The sequence below is a fragment of the Devosia sp. Z6_126 genome, from assembly GCF_058133495.1.
This window is the reverse complement of record NZ_JBYUNO010000002.1, coordinates 41,428-65,818: the sequence shown is the minus strand read 5'-3', so window position 1 is coordinate 65,818 and position 24,391 is coordinate 41,428. Positions and strand designations below refer to the sequence as shown.

Sequence of the window (24,391 nt, the reverse complement as noted above, 5' to 3'; positions counted from 1 at the left end):
GCTTACTGCGCCGAGGACAGGCTCAGCGCCTGCTGGAGCGCCTGCTCGTTGACCCGAAGCCCGGCTTCATCGCGTACTGCCGACACAAAGTCTCCAAAGACGCCGACGCGAACTTCGTTCTCGAGGCTGGCGCTGGTTTGCGGATTGAGCGGGCCTTCAGCCGGCACGGCCTCAACCACCTGGAACACGACGGTTTCGCCGGCCTGATTGATGGCGGAGCCGTGGTGATCGGGGCCGCCGTCGAACGCGGCTGCGGCCACGAGACCATCCACCGAAGTTCCCTCGGCGCCACCGCGGTTAAAGGGCGGGCTCAACTGCGGGAACACGGAGAGCGAAGCGGCAACATCGGCCAGGGGCTCGCCGGCATTGAGGCGATCAACCGCAGCCTGGGCTTCGGTGGCGATCGCCGCGTTGATCCGCTCGGCGGTGATCGCGGCGACGACCGCATCGCGCACTTCATCAAGGGTCTGGTCGCGCGCTGGCTCGATGGCTTCCAGGTCGAACCAGATATTGTTATTGGCGCCCAGCGAGATGGCGGGGGTGAGATTGCCTTCCTGGGCGACAAAGATCGACTGGACCACGCGCGGACGCTCGCTTTCGGGCAAGCTCGCGATAACGGCGAGTTCTGCCCCGCTTTGGGTAACGCCTACCTGATAGAGCTCAAGACCAAAGCGCTCGGCGATTTCGCTGAGCGGCCGGAAGGCGGCGCGCAGTTCCTCGACCTGATCGAGCACTTCAGCAACTTCCTTGCGCGCTTCGGCCAGAGCCAGGTTCTGGCGAATCTGTTCACGTGCTTCTTCCAGGCTGGTCTGACCGCCCGCTTCGATGGTCTGCACATGCACGACACGTGGGCCCGCCACGCCACTGATCACTCGGTAACCGCCGGCCGGCAGGCTAAAGGCGGCTTCGGCCAGCGTGGCGTCAGTGATTTCGGCCTGCCCTCGAGTGCCAAGATCGGTGACGGTGAGGCCGGCTTCCGCCACCACATCGGCAAAGGGGCGGCCCGAGGCGGCACCCGCTTCAAACAGCGCGGCTTGTTCGGGCGAAGCCAGAACGGCCTGCTGAATGTTGCGGCGCTCGATCGTGGTCAGGCTATCCTTGGTGCGCTCATATTCAGCGGCAACCGCCTCGTCTGAAATCGTCTTGGTTGCGGCGAGCGAGGCAGGCGACAGCGCAAGGAGCTGCACCTGGCGCGTTTCAACGGTGCGGTACTCGGCCTGGTGTTCGGCGAGATAGGCGGCCAATTCTTCCTCCGACGGCGCCGGGGGCGTTCGCACATTGGTGTCGCTGATCACGAAGAAATCGACGGTGCGCTGATCGGCAATGTAGCGGTTGAGCATCTGGGCAGCGGTCGGGGGCAGGATGGTGTCGCCGAAGAGCGACAGCGCCAGCTGCTGGCGGCGCGCAGAATCGGCCTGATCCTCGAAATACTCGGACTCCGACATGCCATTTTGCTGCAGCACCTGCTGGAAGACCGCGGGATCGAAAGTACCCAGCGTGCCGCTGAAATTGGGGTCTTCCCGCAAGAATTCGCTCAGCTTCTGCTCGGAAACACCAAGCCCCATGCGGTTGGCAAGACCATCAAGGGCCGCCTCTTGCGCAAGGGACTGCAGCACCCGGCTCGGAACGCCGAAGCTCTCGGCTTGTTCGAGCGTGGGCATCGAGCCGATCTGCTGGGCGATCTGGTTAAGCTGGCCGCGATAAGCGCGCAGGAAGTCGCGCGAGCTGATCTCTTCATCGCCAACGCGAGCAACGGTGCTGCCGCCCAGGTCGGTGATGACATTGTTGATGCCAAAGCCCGCAAGCCCCACCAGGAGGAAGGCCCCCAGGATCTTGCCCATCCAGGATTTTGCAAACAAACGCAAACTATCGAGCATGTGGGGCGTTCCGCTACACGAGATACAGGGCTTTACCGCTGGCAAGGCGGGGTACTACTAGAGTTAGTGACTGCCGGGGTTAGGGCAAAGCCCGCTCCGGTGCAAGAGGCAGGAGTATACAAGAGTGACCCGCACCATCACCCCCCTGATCGCCGGCAACTGGAAAATGAACGGGCTTCGCTCCGCGATCGACCAGTTGGGAGAGCTAGCCTGTCTGATGACCTCGGGCGATGCCCCCCGTGCCATGGTGGTGATTTGCCCGCCTGCGACCATTCTTCACGCCGTTGCCAATCGGGGCGCAACCAGCGGCATCATGGCCGGCGGGCAGGATTGCCACCAGGCCGTCTCGGGCGCTCACACTGGCGATTTGTCGGCAGCGATGCTCGCCGATGCCGGGGCGCAATATGTGATTGTCGGGCATTCCGAGCGACGTGCCGGTCACGGTGAGACCGACGCATTGGTCCGCGCCAAGGCCGAGGCGGCGATCGCGGCGGGCCTCAAGCCCATCATCTGTGTCGGCGAAACCGAAGCCCAGCGCGATAGTGGCGAGGCCGAAAGCGTGGTTGGGGCGCAATTGGCCGCCTCGGTCCCCGATGCTGGCGCCGAGCACGGCATCGTCGTCGCCTATGAGCCGGTCTGGGCCATTGGGACGGGCCGTACGCCCCGCAATGAAGAGATCGCTGCCATGCATAACCGCATCCGCCAGTTGCTGGTGGAGCGGTTCGGTGAAGACGGCCAGACCGTCCGGATTCTCTATGGCGGATCGATGAAGCCGCAGAATGCGCGCGAGATTTTGGCCATCGAGAATGTGAATGGCGGGCTGGTCGGTGGCGCGAGCCTCTTGGCAAAGGACTTCTACACCATTATCTCGGCGGTATGAGCCGATCCGGATGCTGCGCTGAAAAGCGGCGCAAGCGTCTGGCATTTGCGCGAGGGGGCGTGTAGAACGCCCCATCTTTTGCTTGACCGAAACTGAGATCGATGGCGAACGTCCTCATTGTTGCTTACCTCCTGATCGTGTTGGCGCTTATTGCGGTGATCCTGCTGCAGCGCTCCGAGGGGGGCGCGCTCGGAATCGGCGGGGGCAGTGGCGGCGGCTTCATGACGGCCCGCGGCTCGGCCAATCTGCTGACCCGCACCACGGCGATTCTCGCCGCACTGTTTTTCGCCACCGCCATTGGCCTGACCATTCTCAACGAAGTGGATCGCGGCAGCTCGGGCATTCTCGAGCGTGCGGCGCAGACCCCGGACGGCACCGCGCCCACCAGCGTGCTGGATGCGCTCAATTCGCTGCAAAGCTCGACCCCATCCGACCTGCCCGTGCCCGCAGCACCTGCGGCCGATCCGGTTGCGCCGGCTGGCTCCGATCCGGTCACCGAGCCCACCGCGCCGGCTCCGGCAGCGCCCCAGAACAATTCGGCCCCAGCGGCCCCCGCGACTGACCTGCCAGTGCCCGAGGCACCGGCAACAGCCCCGGCGGCGCCGCCCGCCAACTAAGCCGCAAGGCAGAACCGAACAGGGGGATGGCAACATCCCCTTCTTCTTTTGTGGAGAGCGCAAAGGCGCTCTTTGATTCGAATCGCTGTTTGAGTAAGGTGAACGCCCATGGCTCGGTACGTATTCATCACCGGAGGCGTGGTCTCCTCTTTGGGTAAAGGTCTGGCATCAGCGGCTTTGGGCGCTGTGCTGCAGGCGCGCGGCTACAAGGTGCGGCTGCGCAAGCTCGACCCCTATCTCAATGTGGACCCGGGCACGATGTCCCCTACCCAGCACGGCGAAGTGTTCGTGACCGATGACGGCGCGGAAACCGATCTGGACCTCGGGCACTATGAGCGCTTCACCGGTCGCTCGGCCAACAAGCGCGACAACATCACCACCGGCCGGATTTATTCGGACATTCTCGCCAAGGAGCGGCGCGGCGATTACCTGGGCGCCACCGTCCAGGTCATCCCCCATGTTACCGACGCCATCAAGGAATTCGTCCTCGATGGCAATGAGGACTTCGACTTCGTCCTCGTCGAGATCGGCGGCACCGTGGGCGATATCGAGGGGCTGCCGTTTTTCGAGGCGATCCGCCAGCTCGGCAACGACCTGCCACGCGGTGATACCTGCTATCTGCACCTGACCTTGATGCCCTATATCCCCTCGGCGGGAGAGCTCAAGACCAAGCCGACCCAGCACTCGGTGGCCGAACTGCGCTCCATCGGCATCATGCCCGATGTGCTGCTGGTGCGTTGCGATCGTCCCATTCCCGATAGCGACAAGCGCAAGCTCGCGCTGTTCTGCAATGTGCGCGAATCGGCGGTGATCCAGGGCTTGGACGTTGGCTCGATCTATGATGTGCCGCTGGCCTATCATCACGAGGGGCTCGACCGTGAGGTGCTTGCTGCCTTTGGTATCACCGACGCACCGACGCCCGACCTGACGGCCTGGGAAGAAGTGTCCAAGCGCCTCCACAACCCCGAAGGCGAGGTCAATATCGCTATCGTGGGCAAGTATACCGGTCTCAAGGACGCCTATAAGTCGCTGTCCGAAGCCCTCAACCATGGCGGCATCGCCAACCGGGTCAAGGTCAACCTGCAGTGGATCGATTCGGAAGTGTTCGAGCGCGATGACCCCGCGCCTTACCTGGAACATGTGCACGGCATCCTGGTGCCAGGCGGCTTTGGTGAGCGCGGCTCGGCCGGCAAGATCGAGGCAGCACGCTTTGCCCGCGTCAAGGACGTGCCGTATTTCGGCATTTGCTTTGGCATGCAGATGGCCTGCGTGGAGGCGGCGCGCAACACCGCCGGCATCAAGAATGCTTCGTCCACCGAATTCGGCCCGACCAAGGAGCCGATCGTTGGTATGATGACTGAATGGACGCGCGAGAATAACAAGGAAGTGCGCGGAAGCGACACCGACTTGGGCGGCACGATGCGGCTGGGTGCCTATCCCGCGCAGCTGACCCGAGGCAGCCGCGTTGCCGATATCTATGGCACCACGCACATTTCCGAGCGGCACCGTCACCGCTATGAAGTGAATATGGACTACCGTAAGCTGCTGGAAAAGAACGGCCTCTTGTTCTCGGGCGTATCGCCCGATGGCAAGCTGCCAGAAATCGTGGAGCGCACCGATCACCCCTGGTTTATCGGCGTGCAGTTCCACCCCGAGCTCAAGAGCAAGCCCTTCGAGCCTCACCCGCTGTTCGCCAGCTTCATCGCGGCAGCCATCGATCAAAGCCGGCTGGTTTAGGGAGAAAGAGTTGGCCGAGATCGTCAATCTTCGCACGGCACGCAAACGCAAGGCGCGCGAAGAGGAGGCTGCTAAGGCCGAGCAGAACCGCATTCTTTTCGGCCGCACCAAGGCCGAAAAGAACAAGAGCAAGGCCGAAGCGGAACTTGCTGCCCGGCGCCTCGAAGGGCATAAACTCGAGGACTAAGGCGTTGCTGCCGGGGCAGGCCGGACTGCGGCGATGATCTGGGCCAGCAGTGCCTTGAGGTCGTCGCGATGGCCGGTGCTGGCGGCCGGCAGGCTCGCGTCCGAGGTCATGACGACGGTCAGTTCAAGCGCGGGCACCAGGTACAGCATCTGCCCGCCATAGCCCCAGGCATAACGCACATCCTCATCCGCAATGCGGGTGAGGAACCAGCCATAGCCATAGCCATCCGAGTTGAACCGTGACGTGGTTCGTTGCACCCAGGACTGCTCGATCCAGCCCTGAGGCACAATGCGCTCGCCATCCGCGGTGACGCCGCCGCGCTGGATCATCTCGCCAAAGGCCAGCAGGGAGCGCGGGCTCATCGCCATCTCGTTGCCGCCGAGATAGATGCCTTGCGGGTCACGTTCCCAAGCGGTGATCTCGAAACCTTCAATCGCACCCAGCCAGTCGCGCGCGAGGGCAAGGGCGGTTTTTCCCGTTGCCTTGGTCAGCGCCGCTGATAGAAGATGGCTCGAGCCGGTGGAGTAGAGCATGCGGCCCCCGGGCTCGTCGGCAAAAGGTTGATCAAGCGCTGCGCGCACCCAGTTGCGGCTCGCGATCCAGCGACCGTAGTTCGGCCCCGATGTGGGTTGCAGCCCCGCCTGCATGGACAGCAGATTGCCGATCGAGACCCGCTCGAGGCGAGGATCTGGATCGTCGGGCAGCTCTTCATCGAGGATGGTGGCGATGGGCTGATCAACGCCCTCCAGCACGCCGCGCTCGATGGCAATGCCGACCAGCGTCGCGAGGATCGTCTTTGACGCCGACTTGATGTTGGTCGGATCCGTGACGCTGTGGCCACGATAGCCCCGCTCGGCAAGAACCTCGCCATGCTGGTCGACGATTACAGTCTCGAGCGGCTCCAGCTGCTCGGCCGTGGTGAGTATCTGGGCAAGATCTTCCTGCGCCGCCGCGGGAAAACTGAAGGCGGCAAAGGCCGCAAAAAGCATGGTTCGGATCATGGGTGGAGCCTTAATCCAAAGCGCGGCAAATCAAGGGCGGTGAGCCCGGTACAAAAACGTAAAAAGCCGCAGAGAAGGTCATTCCACCCAGTTGACCGGCGCGGGCTGTTGTCGTCCCTTGAGCTTGCGTTTGATCGCAACCCTTCGGGGCGCCGAAGGGTTGGGGCAAGGCAACAATCTGCGCACAACAAAGGTGTTTCCATGCGTCTATTGCTTCTCGGAACCGGCGGCATGGCCAGGCTCCACGTCAAAGGCTTTCGCGAGGTCGAGGGGGTAGATCTGGTGGGCGCCGTGGATACCGATCCCAACCGGCTGCAGTCCTTTCGGGAAACGCATGACATCCCGCGTGGCTTTGCTTCGCTCGATGCGGCGCTCGAATGGGGCGAGTTCGACGCCATTTCCAACATCACGCCGGACAATGTGCACTATCCCACGACCATCGCGGCCCTCAATGCGGGCAAGCACGTGTTCTGTGAAAAGCCCCTTTCGACCAATTACGCCAAGGCACTCGAGATGACCGAAACCGCCGAACGGCTGGGCCTCGTCAACATGGTCAATCTTACCTATCGCAACGTACCCCAGATCCAAGCGGCGCAGCGGATGGTGGCGGCCGGTGCCATCGGCCAGGTCAAGCACTTTGAAGCGAGCTATCTACAGAGTTGGCTCGTGTCCAAAGCTTGGGGCGACTGGCGGACTTCGCCGACCTGGCTGTGGCGCCTGTCAAGCAGGCACGGCTCCAACGGCGTTCTTGGCGACATCGGGATCCACATCCTTGATTTTGCGAGCTTTGTCGTCGGCAGCGATTTCGCTGACGTGTTTTTCCGCCTGCAAACGTTTGGCAAGGCCAAGGACAACCAGATCGGCGAATATGTGCTCGATGCCAACGACACCTTTGTCATGACGGCTGAAATGCAGGACGGTGCGATGGGCGTGATCCACGCCACACGCTGGGCTACCGGCCACCTCAATGACCTGCGGCTGCGCATCTATGGCGACAAGGGTGGGCTCGATATCTCCGACCTCAATCACCATCCCAAGCTGATGGCTTGCTTGGGTGACGACGCCGAAACCGCCACCTGGCGCGAGATCGAGGTTGACCCGGTACCCACCAACTATAGGCGGTTCGCCGAAGCGGTGCGCGATGGTGCCAACCAGGAGCCATCCTTCCGCCACGCGGCCAATCTGCAGAAGGTGTTGGATATGGCCGCGACCACCGAGCGCGACCGCACCGAACATGTGGCGGGGCCGGCTAAGTCGGTCTAGCGCCAACGCCTAGCGGCTTTTTTTGCGCTGAGCCCTTTTCCTTGTCACACCCGACGTCTAGGAACAGGGCCAGCAAGTAAAACCGCCGAGGGAAGGGCTTTCCATGTCTTCGATCATCCACGTAACCGGCCGCCAGATCTATGACAGCCGTGGCAATCCCACGGTCGAGGTCGATGTGGTGCTTGATGACGGCTCGTTCGGCCGCGCGGCCGTGCCCTCGGGCGCTTCCACCGGTGCCCATGAGGCAGTGGAGCTGCGCGACGGCGGCCCGCTCTATCTGGGCAAGGGCGTGACGCAGGCGGTCGAGAACGTCAACACCGTGATCTTTGACGAGATCCAGGGCATGGATGCGCTCGACCAGATCGCCGTCGACCAGGCGATGATCGAGCTCGATGGTACCCACAACAAGGGCCGACTGGGCGCCAATGCCATTCTGGGTGTGTCGCTGGCTGTGGCGAAGGCGGCGGCGGAATCGAGCGAGCTGCCGTTCTATCGTTATATCGGCGGCCCCAATGCCCATGTGCTGCCGGTGCCGATGATGAATATCATCAATGGTGGCCAACATGCTGACAATCCGATCGATATGCAGGAGTTCATGATCCTTCCGGTGGGTGCAGAGAGCTTGTCTGACGCCGTGCGGATCGGGGCGGAGATCTTCCATACCCTCAAGAAAGGTCTTTCGGCCGAGGGGCATAACACGGCGGTGGGCGATGAGGGTGGCTTTGCGCCGAACCTGAAATCGGCAGATGAAGCGCTGGGCTTTATTATGAACTCCATCGAAAAGGCAGGCTACAAGCCGGGCGAGGATGTATTCCTCGGTCTCGATTGCGCCGCCACCGAGTATTTCAAGAACGGTCGATATGCTATGGAAGGCGAAGGCCGCACTTTGTCTTCGGAGGATAACGTGCGGTTCCTGGAAGATCTGGCGAACCGCTATCCCATCATTTCCATCGAAGACGGCATGGCCGAGGATGACTGGGATGGCTGGAAGGCGCTGACCGAGGCCATCGGCAAGAAGGTACAGCTGGTGGGCGATGATCTATTCGTCACCAATACTGAGCGCCTGGTGTCGGGCATCAAGATGGGTGTCGCCAATTCCATCCTGGTCAAGGTCAACCAGATCGGCTCGCTGTCCGAGACTCTCAACGCCGTCGATACTGCCCATCGTGCAGGTTACACTTCGGTTATGTCGCACCGCTCCGGCGAGACCGAGGATTCGACCATTGCCGATCTTGCCGTGGCGCTCAATTGCGGGCAGATCAAGACGGGTTCGCTGTCGCGCTCGGACCGTTTGGCCAAGTACAACCAGCTGATCCGCATCGAGGAGCAGCTGGGCACTTCGGCCAAATATGCCGGCTTCTCGGTGGTCAAGGGCCGCTGATCGCCACAATGATGAACGGATCCTGAACGAGTCCTGACGCAACGTTAAGAATGCGGAACAGCCGAGTTCGGCCATCGTTGATCTGGATGCAAAAAGTCCGGAGTTTGACATGGCCGAATTCGACAAACTCGCCGTTGTGACCGGTGCCTCTTCAGGCATCGGTTTTGAACTGGCCAAGCACTGCGCCGAGCAGGGCTATAATCTCGTGATCGCCGCCGACGGATCCGACATCGACGACGCCGCCGAAACGCTGCGCCAGTTCGGTGGCAGCGTCGAGGCGGTGCAGGCCGATCTTTCCACCTATGAAGGCGTCGATGAGCTCTATGCCGCTGTGGCCGCGCTCGGGCGACCGGTTGATGTGCTGATGGCCAATGCCGGCCGGGGGCTCGGCAAGGCATTCCTTGACCAGGACTTCGCCGACATCCAGCAGGTGATCGACGTCAATGTCATCGGCACGACCTATCTGCTGCACAAGTTCGTGCGCGACATGCGCGACCGCAATGCCGGGAAGGTGCTGATCACCGGCTCGATCGGGGGTTTGCTGCCCGGCAGCTTCCAGGCGGTGTACAACGCGACCAAGGCCTATGTGGATTCGTTTGCCTATGCGCTGCGCAACGAACTCAAGGACACCGATGTCACGATCACCCTCCTGATGCCGGGGCCGACCGACACCAACTTCTTTGAAGTGGCCGACATGCTGGACACCAAGGTCGCCACCGACAAGAAGGACGATCCGGCAATGGTGGCCAAGGCTGGCTATGACGCGATGATGCGCGGCGACGGGCATGAAGTGTCGGGCTTTGCCAACAAGATACAGGCGCTGATGAGCAATGTGCTGCCCCAGGGTGCGCTGGCCGAACGGCACCGGCAGATGGCCGAGCCGGGGACGGGCAAGCAGTAGGGTTTCGGGCGTCTTCCGCGCATCGCGTTTGCGGAACCGCCTGCACCCCCACCCTCAATCCCTCCCCTCAAGGGGGAGGGAGGCGATGGGGCGAGTTGTGGTGGTTCAATGTGAATCTCGTCCTGCCACACCCCGGTGTTGAGCCGGGGGTCATCCTGAGGTGGGCCCCGGCTCAGGGCCGGGGTGACAATCGGGCTTTTGGGGGCAGGTGGGTTCCACGGGGACCCCCTCCCTCGGTCCCTCCCCTCAAGGGGGAGGGAGGCGCAAGCCGCATCTGGTGTTCACTTTAGTGGCGCAAGAGTCCTTCTACTGAAACGCCGTTTCCACGAAGCTGCGCAGTTTGCGGGAGTGGAGGCGCTCGGCGGGCTGGTCGCGCAGGATTTCCATGGCGCGCAGGCCGATCAGCAGGTGGCGGTTGACCTGGGTGCGGTAGAAGTCCGAAGCCATGCCGGGCAGTTTCAACTCGCCATGGAGTGGCTTGTCGGACACGCAAAGCAGCGTGCCGTAGGGGACGCGGAAGCGGAAGCCGTTGGCGGCGATGGTGGCCGATTCCATGTCGAGGGCGACAGCGCGGGACTGGCTGAGGCGCTGGGTGATCTCGGCCTGGTCGCGCAACTCCCAGTTGCGATTGTCAAAGGTTGCAACAGTGCCGGTGCGCATGATGCGCTTGGTTTCGAGCCCCTCGAGCTGGGTGATTTCCTCCACGGCCCGTTCCAGAGCGACCTGCACTTCGGCAAGGGCCGGAATGGGGACCGAGAGCGGCAGGTCGGCATCGAGCACATGGTCTTCGCGCACATAGGCATGGGCGAGAACGTAGTCGCCAAGTTCCTGCGAGTTGCGCAGGCCCGCACAGTGGCCGAGCATGATCCAGGCATGGGGGCGCAAGACGGCGATGTGGTCAGTGATGGTTTTGGCGTTGGATGGACCAACGCCGATATTGACCATGGTGATGCCGCGGCTGCTGCCCGTGGTCAGATGGTAGGCGGGCATCTGCGGGGCGCGAGCGACCGGGGTGCCCGAGACTTCGCCGCCAAGCCGGACATTGTTGGTGATGAAATTGCCCGGCTCGATGAAGCTATCATATTGGGCATGCCCGGAGGACATATACTCCTTGGCGACCCGGCAAAACTCATCAATGTAGAACTGGTAATTGGTGAAAATCACGAAGTTCTGGAAATGCTGTGCATCGGTGCCGGTGTAGTGGCTGAGGCGGAACAGCGAATAGTCGACACGCGGCGCGGTAAACGCGGCGAGGGGGTAGGGTCCGCCCTTGGGCGGGATGAAGGTGCCATTGGCGATTTCGTCATCGGCGTTGGCCAGATCGGGCGCGTCGAACACATCACGCAGCGGAATATCGAGCGCGTTGAGCGCTTCACCATCCACTCGTGAATTGGGCGGCATGGCGAAATGCAGCGGGATCGGGGTATCGGATTCCCCGATATCGATCGTGCCGCCGTGATTGTTGAGGATGACGGAGAACTGTTCCTGGAAATAGGTGCGGAACAGGTCCGGCGCGGTCACGGTGGTGCGGTAAAGGCCGGGCGTATGCAGATAGCCATAGGGCAGGGTGGAGCGCCCGCGCCCGAAGCTGGTTGAGCGCACCTCGACCTGCGGATAGCAGGCCCGCACCCTTCCGCCCGGGATCACCCCGTGCGCCAGCCCGTCCAGATGTTCGCGGATGAAGCTGGTGTTGCGGTGGTAGATCTCGGCCAGAAACTCCCAGGCTTCCTGTGGATCGGTGAAGGACCTAGTGGCGATGTGAGGCGGGCTGATCGTCGTCATTGTTTTTCTCGTTGACCGGCGCGGTGGGGAGCGGGCTAAGGCACAGCTACCATCAAGTCGTGGCAGCCTTGCGACGCCAACAAAACACCGGTGACGCGGCTTGGTTTCACAAGGCCGTGTGCTGCTGATTTTGCGCCGCAATTGCCCTTCATCTTGGTCCCTGTTCACTGGCAAGGCAAGCGACCCATGCAGCTGGTGAATCGGGACCATGTTCCGCTGCTTGTCCCCAAGCCCTCAACAGTGCGGTGGGGCTGGTCCCCCGAGGGCTGCAATGGCTGACGCTGTTGCGGCCCTCGCCTTTTTAGGCGTGCCGCAGTGGACGGCGGCGCTATCCTTGGCTTAAGGGAACCCCATCGGCTTTGGTCAAGGAGAGTGCCCAATGACTGCCAGGATAATCGACGGAAAAGGCTTTGCCGAAGGTCTGCGCGGGCGCATTGCCGCTCATGTCGCGCGCCTCAGGGCCGAGCACGGCATCACGCCCGGATTGGCCGTGGTCATCGTCGGCAGTGATCCGGGCAGCCAGGTCTATGTCGCGCAAAAGGCGCGGCAGACGGTTGAAGTGGGCATGCACTCCGAAAAATACGAACTGCCGGAAACCACTGATGAAGCCGAGGTGCTGGCGCTGGTGCAGCGGCTCAACGCCGATCCGGCCATCCACGGCATCCTGGTGCAGCTGCCACTGCCTGGCCAGATCGACGCGAAGAAGGTGATCGAAACCATTTCACCCGCCAAGGACGTGGACTGCTTCACGCCCGAAAGCGTCGGCAAGCTCGTGATCGGCCTGCCCGGACCGGTTTCCTGCACGCCGCTGGGCTGCCTCATGCTGCTGCGCGACACGCTGGGGGACCTTTCGGGCCTGCATGCCGTGGTGGTTGGCCGCTCCAATCTGGTGGGCAAGCCGATGGCGCAACTGCTGCTGCGGGAAAACTGCACGGTCACCATGGCCCATTCGCGCACCCGCGACCTGCCGCGTGTTGTTGGCCAAGCCGATATCGTGATTGCCGCCGTGGGACGTCCCGAGATGATCAAGGGCGATTGGATCAAGCCCGGCGCGACCGTGATCGATGTCGGGATCAACCGGGTCGATGCACCCGAGCGCGGCCCCGGCAAATCGCGGCTGCTGGGCGATGTGGACTTCGCTTCGGCGGCGGAAGTTGCGGGCGCAATCACGCCCGTGCCGGGTGGGGTCGGGCCCATGACCATCGCTTGCCTGCTCGCCAACACGATCACCACGGCTTGCCTGATCAATGGGCTGGTGCCCCCGAGCGATCTGACCGCATGATCGGAGACGACCACGATCCGGGCGGCCGAGTCCGGCTGCCCCTGCCGCCCGGAGTGCGTGGCGACGCGCAGTTCAGCGACCACGAACACCGGCAGATCATGCGGCGCTGGATGGGGGAGAGTTTCCCCAAGCGCTATATGCTGTTCATCGGCATGAACCCCTCGACGGCCGATGCCACCGTCAACGATCCCACCTGCGCGCGCGAATGGACTTTCGCCCGCCGCGAGGGCTTCACGGCCATGGCCAAGGGCAATGTGGGGGATTATCGCGCCACCGACCCCAAGGCGCTGCTGGTGCCGGGCGTTGTGGTGTCCTCGCCGGCCAATTTGCCCTCGCTGCGCGCTGCAGCGGCCGGGGCTGACCGGGTCGTGCTTTGCCACGGCAAGCTCAACAAGGCACTGGCACCGGCCGGGCGGGAACTGGTGGAGGCGCTGCGGGCGGACGGCGTGGAGTTGTGGTGCTTTGGGGTCAACGCCGATGGTTCGCCCAAGCATCCGCTGTATTTGCGGCTCGATACGCCCCTGGTGCGGTTCTTTTAGCGTTTTCACGGCTGCCGAAAGTCCCTGCGGCTGCCGATAGCCTTGATGTGCCCTCCTGGGCCTGAGCCGGGATGTCAGGCGTTAGGAGGCGATCTTGCCTGGGGGAGAAATCTCGGGATGGGCCCCGGCGCAAGGCCAGGGTGACATCGGGGGTGGGCCGGGGCGGTGCAGGGACGACGAATTCAGTCGTCTCTGCGTCAGGCCTCGCTGGCGAGGTAGAAGGCGCGGGCGACGGCGTGGTCGCGCAGGGCCTGGGCCGGGAGCTTGCCCTGGAGCGCGGCCACTAGCCGGGCCTGGTCCTGGACGGCACTGGCATCCACGACGACCTTGGAAAAGGGCGGGCGCAGGCCCTGGCGGGCTTCTTCCAGCAAATTGAAGAGCTGGGCACGAATGTCGAGCTGGGCGGCGCAGGCGGGGCACTGCTCACCATCAGCGTGACCGTGCCCGGTATTGGCGGGGAGACGGAGCAGGGCGGTTTCCGGGTCCAGGGCCGCAAGAAAACGAGGGGCGCTCACCAGTGTCACCGGAATGCGGTTATGGGGCATCGCTGACCTCGCCGCTGGCCCCGGCCGGGTGGCCGAAGGTGGGACGGAATATAGGAGGCGTGCCCCAGTTGGGGCACGCGGGTTCAGCATCACTCGGCGGCCACGATGGCCGGGCCGGGGATGTAGTTGAGGATCGGGCCGAGCCAGCGCTCCACTTCCGCCACGCTCATATTCTTGCGCCTGGAGTAATCGAGCACCTGGTCGCGTTCCACCTTGGCTACGCCGAAATAGTAGGCGTCGGGATGGCTGAAATACACGCCTGAAACCGATGAGCCGGGCCACATGGCATAGCTTTCGGTTAGGGTGACGCCGGCGGCGTTTTCCGCATCGAGCAGCCGGAACAGCGTAGTTTTTTCCGTATGGTCGGGTTGGGCGGGATAGCCGGGCGCCGGGCGGATGCCGCGATAGGGCTCGGCAATCAGCTCTTCGGGTGCGTAGGTTTCGTTCGCGCCATAGCCCCAGAACTCCTTGCGCACCCGTTCATGCATGGCTTCGGCCATGGCTTCGGCGAAGCGGTCGGCCAGCGCCTTGACCAGAATGGCCGAGTAATCGTCATTTTGCTGCTCGAAGCGCTCGGCGATCGCCACTTCCTCGAGCCCGGCCGTGACCACGAAGGCGCCGATGTAATCGGGCTTGCCGCTGTCGACCGGCGCCACGAAATCGGCCAGCGCCATGTTGGGCTTGCCGTCGCGCTTGGTCAGCTGCTGGCGCAGGGTGAAAAGCGTGGCGAGTTCCTCGCTGCGGTTCTCGTCGCTCCACAAGCGGATATCGTCGCCGACGGAAGCTGCGGGCCAGAAGCCGACCACGGCCTTGGGCTTGAACCACTTTTCATCGATGATCTGGGCCAGCATTTTTTGGGCATCATCCCAAAGCTGGCGCGCCGCTTCCCCTTGGCGCTCATCCTGGAGGATCGCGGGATAGCGGCCCTTAAGTTCCCAGGTCTGAAAGAACGGGGTCCAATCGATATAGCGGGCGAGTTCGGCCAGGTCCCAATCGGCAAAGATGCGGGTGCCAAGGAAGGCGGGAACCGGCGGGGTGTAGCTCGACCAATCCGGCGCGAAACGGTTGGCCCGGGCTTTTTCCAGCGACAAGCGCTGCTTTTCCGATTCCGCACGTTCATGGGCGGCGGCGGCCTTGGCGTATTCGGCGCGGATATCGGCGATGAACGACACCTTGTTGTCGGGCGACAAGAGATTGCCGACGACGCCGACGGCGCGGCTGGCGTCGTTGACATGGACGGTCTGGCCGCGTTCGTAGCGCGGGTGGATCTTGACCGCGGTGTGAACGCGACTGGTGGTGGCGCCCCCGATCAGCAAGGGAATTTCAAAGCCCTCGCGCTCCATTTCGGCCGCCACATGCACCATCTCATCGAGCGAGGGGGTGATGAGACCGGAGAGGCCGATGATGTCGACATTCTCGTCGCGCGCTGTTTGCAGGATTTTGGCGGTGGGCACCATGACGCCCAGATCGATGATCTCGTAATTATTGCAGGAGAGCACGACCCCGACGATGTTCTTGCCGATGTCGTGCACGTCGCCCTTGACGGTGGCCATCAACACCTTGCCCGCGCTTTTGCGGCCGGTGGCGTTGCCGTCGGCGTTCTTTTCGGCCTCCATATAGGGGAGGAGCAGCGCCACGGCCTGCTTCATCACCCGGGCGGATTTGACCACCTGGGGCAGGAACATCTTGCCCGAGCCGAACAGGTCGCCAACAATGCTCATACCAGCCATCAACGGGCCTTCGATGACATGGAGGGGGCGTTCCGCATTGCGGCGGGCTTCATCGGTATCGGCGTCGATATATTCGGTGATGCCGTTGACCAGCGCATGGGCGATGCGCTCCTCGACCGGCTTGTCGCGCCAGCTCAAGTCCTTTGCCGCGGCTTCCTTGCCAGCGGTGCCGCGATAGCGTTCGGCGAGGGACAGCAGGCGGTCGGTCGCATCGGGGCGGCGGTTGAGAATCACGTCCTCGCAGGCATCGCGCAGCTCGGGGTCGATGGACTCGTAAACGGCGAGCTGGCCAGCATTGACGATGCCCATGTCCATGCCATTCTGGATGGCATAGTAGAGGAAGACCGCGTGCATGGCCTCGCGCACCGGTTCATTGCCGCGGAACGAGAAGCTGAGATTGGAGATGCCGCCCGAGATATGGACATGGGGCAGGGTGTCGGTGATCTGCTTGGTGGCCTCGAGGAACGCCACGCCATAGCCATTGTGCTCCTCGATCCCGGTAGCCACGGCGAAGACATTGGGATCAAAGACGATGTCTTCGGGCGGGAAGCCCACTTCCTCGGTTAGGAGCTTGTAGGCGCGCGTACAGATCTCGACCTTGCGCTCCAGCGTATCGGCCTGGCCATGCTCGTCAAAGGCCATCACCACCACGGCAGCGCCATAGGCGCGTACCAGACGAGCCTGGTGCAGGAAGGATTCGACCCCTTCCTTCATCGAGATGGAATTGACCAGCGCCTTGCCCTGCACGCATTTGAGGCCCGCCTCGATCACTTCCCATTTGGAAGAGTCGATCATCAGCGGCACTTTGGCGATATCGGGCTCGGCGGCGAGCAGGTTGAGGAACTCGATCATCACCCGCTTGGAGTCGATCAGGCCCTCATCCATGTTGATGTCGATGATCTGGGCGCCATTGGCGACCTGGTCGCGTGCCACTTCCAGAGCGGCCGTGTAGTCGCCGGCGGTGATCAGCTTGCGGAAGCGAGCCGAGCCCGTAACATTGGTGCGCTCGCCCACATTGACGAAGGGAATGTCCTCCGTCAGCGTAAAGGGCTCGAGGCCGGCAAGGCGCAGGAGCGGCTCCTGGGTGGGGATTGCCCGGGGCTGAAAGCGGGACACTGCGTCGGCAATGGCGCGGATATGGTCGGGCGTCGAGCCGCAGCAGCCGCCCACGATGTTGAGATAGCCCGACTCGGCGAAACCGGCGATCTGCTCGGCCATGAACTCGGGCGATTCGTCATATTGCCCAAAAGCGTTGGGCAAGCCCGCATTGGGATAAGCGCAGATCAGGGTATCGGCGACATCGCTCAATTCGCCCAGATGAGCCCGCATGGCATTGGCGCCCAGAGCGCAGTTAAGCCCGATGGTGATGGGATTGGCGTGGCGCACCGAGTACCAGAACGCCGAAGGCGTTTGCCCGGACAGCGTGCGGCCGCTGAGATCGGTGATGGTGCCCGAGATCATGACCGGCACATCGATGCCGCGTTCTTCGAACAAGCGCTGCGCGGCAAAGATGCCGGCCTTGGTGTTGAGCGTATCGGTGATGGTTTCAAACAGGAGCAGATCCGCGCCGGCGTCCACCAGCCCGCGAATGGCCTCGCCATAGGCGGCCACCAGCTCATCAAAGGTGATGGCACGGTGACCGGGGCTGTTGACGTCCGTCGACATGGACGAGGTCTTGTTGGTGGGCCCAAGCGCCCCCGCAACAAAGCGGCGGCGGCCATCAGCGGCCTCGGCGCGCAGCGCGGCGCGACGGGCGACGACGACGCCCTGATAGTTGATGTCGTAGACGGCAGACTCCGTGCCGTAATCGGCCTGCGCCACGGAGGTCGCCGAGAAGGTGTTGGTTTCGGCGATGTCGGCGCCGGCCATGAAGTAGGCGTAGTGGATATCCTCGATCTGCTGCGGCTCGGTCAGCACCAGCAGGTCGTTGTTGCCCTGGAGCGGCAAGGTCCAATCGCGGAAGCGCTCGCCCCGGAAGTTCTCTTCGGACAGCTTGAGTCGCTGGATCATGGTGCCCATGGCACCATCCAGAATCAGGATGCGCTCACGCGCTGCCGCAGTGATGGCCTGGCGAACCTCGGTCCAATCGGGCAGGGCGGGCTGATCTGGCTGGGCAACGGGCTGAGTCATAGCCGTCCTATCTTAAACTTCGGTTCGTCGGATCGCGCGAGACATAAAGATATCTTTATATGACCTGCGCCGCAAGGGTGGGCTGCGTCGCGCCTATTGCCGCTAATTGCGGATAAAGGCGAGCTTTGTCGCTCACATTTCGTTCGCCTTAACTTCACTTCAACCAGATTCCCGTTCCATAGGCGCCAAGCAGGCCAGCACCGGGCTTCAGTCTGTGCTCAGCAGCGTGGTTACATGAGTTTGTATAAAGTGAAGACCTCCAGGCAGTCCGCCGTTCGCGCCCTTGCCCTCGCGGCCCTCATTGCACCCGTGATCGCCGCATGCGGCGGTGGCGGGCTAGGCGCCACCGTCAAGCGCGATGCATTTACCTCCAAAGAATTCGGCGTCAGCGCTTCGCCGCGCGTCACCAATCATCCCAACCCACCCAAGGGTGGCGGGCGCTATCAGCTTGGCAAGCCCTATAAGGTTCGGGGCAAGGTCTACGTACCCCAGCACGACCCGAACTACCGGGCTGCCGGTGAGGCGTCCTGGTATGGTTCTGACTTCCACGGCCGCCGGACCGCCAATGGTGAAATCTTTTCAGCCAATGCCATCACCGGCGCCCACCCAACCCTGCCGCTGCCCTCCTATGTGCGCGTGACTAACCAGGCCAATGGTCGCTCGGTTGTGGTGCGGGTCAATGATCGCGGCCCCTATATGCCCGGCCGGGTGATGGATCTATCCCATCGTGCCGCCGAGCTGCTGGGCTATGTCAATAATGGCCATGCGCAGGTGCAGGTCGAATATGTCGCGCCGGCCCCGCTTGAGGGCGACGATACGCGCATGCTGCTGGCCAGCTATTCCGGCCCGCCGATCAACAGCGGCAATACGCGCTTTGCCGATAGTGGCAATAACAGCCTGTTCGACATGGTCGGCGGCCTTTTTGCCTATGCCGATACCACGCCAGAGGCGCAGGACCTCAACATCGATACCGCCCATGCTGCCGCCACGGCGATGGCAACCCGCGCGCCCCAGCTCAAGGATTGGGTGGAGGCGGTGGATGCCGACGCCCGAGACATCAAGCTGGCACTGGGCGTGTTCAGCGACAGCGATAGCGCCATTGCGCTGGCGCAACGCTTCGCCATGCTGGGCGCAGTTGACGAGAAGCCGGTGAGCGTCAATGGCCGGGCGGCAACCCAGCTGGTGCTCACCAAACTCAAGCCCGGTGTATCACGCACTGATGTACTCGAACTTGCGCGAGAACTTGGCCTCAACGACATAGTCCTCTATTAATCGGCGAAGGGCACTTTGTGCCCGCTCCTTTCCGGAGACTCAAGCCATGGGATTGTCGATCGTGAACCGCTTTCTTGTCTGTCTGGCAGCGCTGCTGGCGCTGTCGGTTCCTGCTTTTGCGCAAGCCAATTTCGACACTAAAGCCAAGTTCGCCGTCCTGATGGATGAGGAATCGGGAACCGTCATCTTCCAAAAGGATGGCGATGTGCCCATGGAGCCGGCCAGCATGGCCAAGCTCATGACCGTGGCCGTGGTATTCAATGAAGTGCGTGCCGGGCGGGTCAGCCTGACCGACGAGTTCTTTGTGTCCGAGCATGCCTGGCGCACCGGGGGTGCATCCTCGGGTGGCTCGACGATGTTTGCCGACCTCAACAGCAAGATCAAGGTCGAGGATCTCGTCCGCTCGGTGATCATCCAGTCGGGTAACGACGCGGCAATTGTGCTGGCTGAGGGCATTGCCGGTTCGGAAGGCAGCTTTGCCGCGATGATGAACGAGCTGGCCGAGGATATCGGGCTGCGCGGTTCGCACTTCACCAATTCCACGGGGCTGCCTGATCCCGAGATGCATGTGACGGCGCGCGACCTCGCGAACCTGGCCCGCCATTTGATCCGCGAATATTCTGAATACTACCACTACTTCTCGGAACCCGAGATGGAGTGGAACGGCATCCGCCAGCCCAACCGCAACTCGCTGGTGGAAATGGGCATCGGCGTCGATGGCCTCAAGACGGGCCACACGGAAGCGGCCGGTTATGGCTCGGTGATCTCTACGGACGACGGCGGCCGCCGCCTGATCGGGGTGGTGCATGGGCTGACCTCGATGGCGCAGCGCACCGAAGAAGGGCGCAAGCTCATCACCTGGGGCACGCGGGCGTTCGAGCGCATTGCCGCTTATCCCCCGGGCAAGGTTGTTGCCTATGCCAATGTTTATGGCGGCAGCAGCGGCAGCGTTGGCCTTGTGGGGGAAGGCGAGGTTTCGCTCTACCTGCCGCGGGGCTCGCGCAAATGCCTTAAGGGCGAAGTTGTTTATACCAGCCCACTGATGCCGCCGGTGCAGGCGGGCGACCAGATCGCCGAGCTGCGCGTATTCTGTGACGACCAGCTGGTGCAGGCTGCGCCCCTTTATGCCGCCGAAACGGTGGAAGAAGGCGATTTGGTGCGCAAGGCAACCGACGCTTTGAAGCAGCTGGCCCTGGGCTGGATGTAGGCAGAACATAGGCCCCATCTCATGCTTCAGGCTCCCATTCCTCGCCCCGCTCGCTTCCTGACCTTCGAAGGGGGCGAGGGGGTCGGCAAGTCGACCCAGGTCAAGCGTCTGCTCGCCAATCTCAACAATTTCTCGATCCAGGCCGTGCGCACCCGCGAGCCTGGTGGTACGCCGCGGGCCGAGGCCATCCGCTCCTTTATCCTGCAGGGACGTTCGGAAAGCTGGGGGCCGGGAGCCGAAGCCATCCTGTTTGCGGCGGCCCGCCACGATCACGTGACGCAATTGATCGCGCCAAATTTGAGCCAGGGCACCTGGGTCATCTCGGACCGTTTCCATGACAGCACTCGCGCTTATCAGGGGCTGACCGGAGGCGTTGACGACAAGCTGATCGAGGCGCTCGAAGTTCTGGCGCTGGACGGCCACACGCCGGATCTCACCATCGTGCTCGACATGGACCCCGAACTGGCGTTTCGGCGCGTTGCGCAACGCGACCTCGAGGATGGGCTGGCGCAAACGGGCGATCGGTTCGAAAAGGAAGAGCTCGACTGGCACCGGCGGCTGCGCAAGGGATTTCTCGCCATTGCCGCGGCCAATCCCGACCGTTGCGTCGTGCTGTCCGCCGACCAGGACGAAGACGCGCTGGAAGCGGAAATCTGGGACGCGGTGCAGGCGCGCTTTCCCGAACTGCTTGAAGGCACCCAGGCGTGAGCGATCCTGACGCGCTTGCCGATCTGCCCGCGCCCGAGCGACGCCAGCGCGCCCGGGGGCACGATAATGCCCGCGCCACCATCTTGGAGCGTCTGGCGGCGGGGCGGCTGCCCGGTGGCATTCTGCTGCACGGCCCGCAGGGCATCGGCAAGGCTACGCTGGCCTTTGAACTGGCGAGTGCCATCCTTGCGGCGACAGGCGACGAGGATGCCCATCGGGTCGCCGAGCAGGTGGCGGCCATGTCGCATCCCAATCTCTTCGTGTTGCGGCGGCGTCCCAAGGACGCCAAGGGCTTTTACACCGTGATCCGGGTCGAAGATGTGCGTGACCTGCGCGACAGCATGCACCGCACGCGCGGGCGATCGGGGCATCGCGTTGCCATCATCGACCCGATCGATGACGCCAACCCTTCCGCCGCCAATGCCTTGCTCAAGACCCTCGAAGAGCCACCACCAGATACGACGTTCCTGCTGATCTCGCACCGGCCCGGTCGCTTGTTGCCCACCATCAGGTCGCGCTGCCATGTGCTGGGGCTGCGCCCGCTCGCCGATGCCGAGCTGCGGGCTGTGGTGGAGGGGGAAAAACCCGATCTATCCGTCGCCGAGCTCGATCGGGCCGTAGCGCTTGCCGGCGGGCGGCCACGCCGTGCGTTTGAAACCCTGGCGCTCGGGGAAGACTCGGCGCTTGGTGCCCTCAGCGCCTGGCTGCAGGCGCCAACGCGCCAGCCCGCCAGCGTGCACCTGACCCTTGCCGATGCACTGGGCGCCGACCCGCAGGGGGCGGAGATGTCCTTTGCCAAGGAAATGCTCGACAACTGGATGGCCGATGAAGCGCGGCGGGCGGCGATTGAGCCATCCAACCGCTTGCGGCTTGCCTCGGCAAACGAGCTATGGGACAAGGCGCACGCATTGCTCGAGGAAGCCGAGAGCATCAATCTGGATACCAAGCAGACCCTGGTCGTTATCTTCGATGCCATTCGGCGGCACCTCGACCGGACCGCTGCCGCCCCGACCGAGTACTCATGAGCAACAGCTTTTACATCACCACCGCCATCTCCTATCCCAACGGCGCGCCCCATATCGGCCACGCCTATGAGATGATCGCGACCGACGCCATCGCCCGCTGGAAGCGCCTCGAAGGGCGCGAGGTATATTTCCTCACCGGCACCGACGAGCATGGCATCAAGATGGTGCAGACCGCCCAGGCGCAGGGCATCCCGGTGCGCGAGCTGGCCGACCGCAATTCGGGCGAATTCCGGCGCCTGGCCGAAGCGCTCGAGCTTTCCAACGACGATTTCATCCGCACCACCGAGCCGCGCCACCATGAAGCGAGCCAGGCCATCTGGAAGCGCATGGCCGACAGCAGCAATGGCGACATTTTCCAGTCCACCTATAAGGGCTGGTATTCGGTGCGCGACGAGGCCTATTTCGATGAGGACGAACTCACCGAAAAGGACGGCAAACGCTTTGCTCCCTCGGGCGCCGAAGTGAACTGGGTGGAAGAGCCCACCTATTTCTTCCGCCTTTCGGCGTATCAACAAAAGCTGCTCAACCTCTACGAAGCCAACCCTGATTTCATCGCGCCCAAGGAGCGACGCAATGAAATCATCTCGTTCGTCAAAGGCGGGCTGCAAGATCTGTCGATCTCCCGCACCACCTTCGATTGGGGCATTCCGGTGCCGGACGCACCGGGACATGTGATGTATGTCTGGGTCGACGCGCTGACCAACTACATCACGGGCCTCGGTTTTCCCGATGAGCAGAACGAGCTGTTCAAGAAGTTTTGGCCGGCCGATTTGCATGTGATCGGCAAGGACATCATCCGCTTCCATACGGTGTACTGGCCCGCCTTCCTGATGAGCGCCGGCCTGCCGGTGCAGCATCGGGTCTTCGCGCACGGCTTCCTGACGGTCGACGGGCAGAAGATGAGCAAGTCGCTCGGCAATGTCATCGACCCGTTCCATCTGGTCGAGACCTTCGGCGCTGACGCCCTGCGCTATTTCTTTTTGCGTGAAGTCTCGTTCGGCAATGACGGCGACTACAGCAATGAAAAGCTGGTGAACCGGGTCAATGCCGACCTGGCGAATAATCTGGGCAATTTGGCCCAGCGTTCGCTCTCGATGATCAACAAGAACTGCGACGGCAAGGTGCCCGCTGTTGGCCACGCCACGGCGGCCGACGAGGCGCTGGAGCGCGAAGTCGGCGAGGCCATCCAAACCGCGCAAAAGGCGATGGACGAGCAGTTGGTGCACGAAGCCACCGGGGCGATCATGGCCGCGCTGAGCTCGGCGAACAATTACTTCGCGGCCCAGGAGCCTTGGGCCCTCAAGAAAACCGATCCCGAGCGCATGGGCACCGTGCTGTATCGCACTGCCGACACCGTGCGGCGCCTGGCCATCCCGATGCTGGCCTTTGTGCCGGGCTCGGCCGCCAAGCTGCTCGACCAGCTGGCGGTGCCCGAAACCGACCGGCTGCTGCCCTTGGCCCTGGTGCGAGACCGCCTCGCTCCTGGCACGGAACTGCCCGTGCCGCAGGGCGTTTTTGCGCGTCTGGACAAGCCGGTCGAGTAAGATGCTGATCGATAGCCACTGCCATCTCGACTTCGAGGCGCTGTCCGCCGATCTGGACAGCGTGATGAGCCGGGCCAAGGCCGCCGGGGTCACTGGAATGGTGACGATTTCCACACGTGTGGAAAACTTTTCGACCTATACGGACCTCGCGGAACGATACGAGAACGTCTGGTGCTCGGTCGGCACCCATCCGCACAACGCGCATGAGGAGCTGCATGTCACGGCAGATGAACTCGTGCGGCTAAGTGCCCATCCGCGCTGCGTAGCCATTGGCGAGGCGGGACTGGATTACTTCTACGACAATGCGCCCCGCGAAGCGCAGGCCACAGGCTTGCGCCGCCACATCGCGGCTGCCCGGATCACCGGTCTTCCACTGGTTATCCACAGCCGCCAAGCGGACGAAGACATGGCTGCCATCCTTGAAGAAGAGGCCGGGCAGGGCGCATTCCACTTTGTTCTGCACTGCTTCACGGCGGGACCGGAACTGGCGCGACGGGCCCTGGCGCTGGGTGGCTATATCTCGTTCTCCGGGATCATCACCTTCAAGAATGCCGAGGAGATCCGGGAAGTCGCGAGCTTTGTGCCGGCCGACCGTTATCTCGTGGAAACCGACGCGCCCTATCTCGCGCCCATTCCGCATCGCGGCCAATCCAATGAGCCGGCCTTTGTGCGCCACACCGCCGAAAAACTCGCCGAAGTGCGCGGCATCGATCTGGAAACCCTTGGCGCGCAGACCACCGCGAATTTTGCGCGGCTGTTCAGCAAGACCGGGCTGGTTTGAGC

The 24,391-nt window shown here is 62.9% G+C and carries 20 protein-coding genes; 15 read left to right on the top strand and 5 right to left on the bottom strand.

Going from position 1 to position 24,391, the window contains the following annotated elements; genetic code table 11:
* Positions 1 to 2: 2 nt before the first annotated feature.
* Complete coding sequence (locus tag AC3YOG_RS07125; RefSeq protein WP_489934618.1) at positions 3 to 1,877, bottom strand: peptidylprolyl isomerase; 1,875 nt, start codon at positions 1,875 to 1,877, stop codon at positions 3 to 5.
* 124 nt (positions 1,878 to 2,001) lie between these two features.
* Between AC3YOG_RS07125 and tpiA the strand changes: the two genes are divergently transcribed.
* The 4 genes from tpiA to AC3YOG_RS07105 all read left to right on the top strand — a co-directional run bounded on the left by tpiA (position 2,002) and on the right by AC3YOG_RS07105 (position 5,298).
* The gene (gene tpiA / locus AC3YOG_RS07120) at positions 2,002 to 2,757 is read left to right on the top strand and encodes a triose-phosphate isomerase (RefSeq protein WP_489934617.1); all 756 of its coding nucleotides are present in this window, start codon (positions 2,002 to 2,004) and stop codon (positions 2,755 to 2,757) included.
* 101 nt (positions 2,758 to 2,858) lie between these two features.
* Positions 2,859 to 3,374: a preprotein translocase subunit SecG gene (secG, locus tag AC3YOG_RS07115; protein ID WP_489934616.1), complete on the top strand. Its 516-nt coding sequence runs from the start codon at positions 2,859 to 2,861 to the stop codon at positions 3,372 to 3,374.
* 108 nt (positions 3,375 to 3,482) lie between these two features.
* Complete coding sequence (gene pyrG / locus AC3YOG_RS07110) at positions 3,483 to 5,111, top strand: CTP synthase (RefSeq protein WP_489934615.1); 1,629 nt, start codon at positions 3,483 to 3,485, stop codon at positions 5,109 to 5,111.
* Between the two features lie 10 nt (positions 5,112 to 5,121).
* Entirely contained in the window at positions 5,122 to 5,298 is a 177-nt protein-coding gene (locus AC3YOG_RS07105; RefSeq protein ID WP_489934614.1) for a DUF4169 family protein, read from the top strand.
* Here AC3YOG_RS07105 and AC3YOG_RS07100 read toward each other — a convergent pair.
* Positions 5,295 to 6,299, bottom strand: coding sequence for a serine hydrolase domain-containing protein (locus AC3YOG_RS07100; RefSeq protein WP_489934613.1), 1,005 nt, complete (start codon positions 6,297 to 6,299; stop codon positions 5,295 to 5,297). The genes AC3YOG_RS07105 and AC3YOG_RS07100 overlap by 4 nt on opposite strands.
* 201 nt (positions 6,300 to 6,500) lie before the next feature.
* On the opposite strand from AC3YOG_RS07100, the gene AC3YOG_RS07095 reads away from it, so the two are divergent.
* From AC3YOG_RS07095 to AC3YOG_RS07085, 3 genes are all read left to right on the top strand, one after another.
* Positions 6,501 to 7,562, top strand: a complete 1,062-nt coding sequence (locus AC3YOG_RS07095) for a Gfo/Idh/MocA family protein (protein ID WP_489934612.1) — start codon at positions 6,501 to 6,503, stop codon at positions 7,560 to 7,562.
* A 103-nt stretch (positions 7,563 to 7,665) separates the two neighbouring features.
* The gene (gene eno / locus AC3YOG_RS07090; RefSeq protein ID WP_489934611.1) at positions 7,666 to 8,943 is read left to right on the top strand and encodes a phosphopyruvate hydratase; all 1,278 of its coding nucleotides are present in this window, start codon (positions 7,666 to 7,668) and stop codon (positions 8,941 to 8,943) included.
* A 109-nt stretch (positions 8,944 to 9,052) separates the two neighbouring features.
* Positions 9,053 to 9,844: an SDR family NAD(P)-dependent oxidoreductase gene (locus tag AC3YOG_RS07085; protein ID WP_489934610.1), complete on the top strand. Its 792-nt coding sequence runs from the start codon at positions 9,053 to 9,055 to the stop codon at positions 9,842 to 9,844.
* A 306-nt stretch (positions 9,845 to 10,150) separates the two neighbouring features.
* Here AC3YOG_RS07085 and AC3YOG_RS07080 read toward each other — a convergent pair whose 3' ends face one another.
* A complete protein-coding gene (locus AC3YOG_RS07080) occupies positions 10,151 to 11,626 on the bottom strand; it encodes an AMP nucleosidase (protein WP_127753095.1) in 1,476 nt (491 codons plus the stop codon).
* 379 nt (positions 11,627 to 12,005) lie between these two features.
* Between AC3YOG_RS07080 and AC3YOG_RS07075 the strand changes: the two genes are divergently transcribed.
* Entirely contained in the window at positions 12,006 to 12,908 is a 903-nt protein-coding gene (locus AC3YOG_RS07075) for a bifunctional methylenetetrahydrofolate dehydrogenase/methenyltetrahydrofolate cyclohydrolase (protein ID WP_489934609.1), read from the top strand.
* Positions 12,905 to 13,447, top strand: a complete 543-nt coding sequence (locus AC3YOG_RS07070; RefSeq protein ID WP_489934608.1) for a DUF1643 domain-containing protein — start codon at positions 12,905 to 12,907, stop codon at positions 13,445 to 13,447. The genes AC3YOG_RS07075 and AC3YOG_RS07070 overlap by 4 nt, the downstream gene beginning before the upstream one ends.
* 197 nt (positions 13,448 to 13,644) lie before the next feature.
* Here the strand turns inward: AC3YOG_RS07070 and AC3YOG_RS07065 are convergent, their stop codons facing one another.
* Positions 13,645 to 13,992 (bottom strand): hypothetical protein, encoded by a 348-nt coding sequence (locus AC3YOG_RS07065; RefSeq protein ID WP_172123339.1) that lies wholly within the window; start codon positions 13,990 to 13,992, stop codon positions 13,645 to 13,647.
* A gap of 89 nt (positions 13,993 to 14,081) precedes the next feature.
* A complete protein-coding gene (metH, locus tag AC3YOG_RS07060) occupies positions 14,082 to 17,852 on the bottom strand; it encodes a methionine synthase (protein WP_489934607.1) in 3,771 nt (1,256 codons plus the stop codon).
* Positions 17,853 to 18,086: 234 nt separating this feature from the next.
* Here metH and AC3YOG_RS07055 point away from each other — a divergent pair, with 234 nt between their 5' ends.
* From AC3YOG_RS07055 to AC3YOG_RS07030, 6 genes are read left to right on the top strand one after another with little or no spacing between them, the layout of a single operon-like run.
* On the top strand, positions 18,087 to 19,124 hold the full coding sequence (locus tag AC3YOG_RS07055) for a septal ring lytic transglycosylase RlpA family protein (protein ID WP_489934606.1): 1,038 nt from the start codon (positions 18,087 to 18,089) through the stop codon (positions 19,122 to 19,124).
* A gap of 46 nt (positions 19,125 to 19,170) precedes the next feature.
* Complete coding sequence (locus tag AC3YOG_RS07050) at positions 19,171 to 20,331, top strand: D-alanyl-D-alanine carboxypeptidase family protein (protein ID WP_489934605.1); 1,161 nt, start codon at positions 19,171 to 19,173, stop codon at positions 20,329 to 20,331.
* 21 nt (positions 20,332 to 20,352) lie between these two features.
* Positions 20,353 to 21,039 carry a dTMP kinase gene (tmk, locus tag AC3YOG_RS07045; protein ID WP_489934604.1) on the top strand — a complete coding sequence of 229 codons (687 nt, stop codon included), beginning with the start codon at positions 20,353 to 20,355 and terminating at the stop codon, positions 21,037 to 21,039.
* The gene (locus AC3YOG_RS07040) at positions 21,036 to 22,064 is read left to right on the top strand and encodes an AAA family ATPase (protein ID WP_489934603.1); all 1,029 of its coding nucleotides are present in this window, start codon (positions 21,036 to 21,038) and stop codon (positions 22,062 to 22,064) included. The genes tmk and AC3YOG_RS07040 overlap by 4 nt, the downstream gene beginning before the upstream one ends.
* Positions 22,061 to 23,608: a methionine--tRNA ligase gene (gene metG / locus AC3YOG_RS07035; protein WP_489934602.1), complete on the top strand. Its 1,548-nt coding sequence runs from the start codon at positions 22,061 to 22,063 to the stop codon at positions 23,606 to 23,608. The genes AC3YOG_RS07040 and metG overlap by 4 nt, the downstream gene beginning before the upstream one ends.
* Before the next feature lies 1 nt (position 23,609).
* On the top strand, positions 23,610 to 24,389 hold the full coding sequence (locus AC3YOG_RS07030) for a TatD family hydrolase (protein WP_489934601.1): 780 nt from the start codon (positions 23,610 to 23,612) through the stop codon (positions 24,387 to 24,389).
* The last annotated feature ends 2 nt before the right edge of the window (positions 24,390 to 24,391 follow it).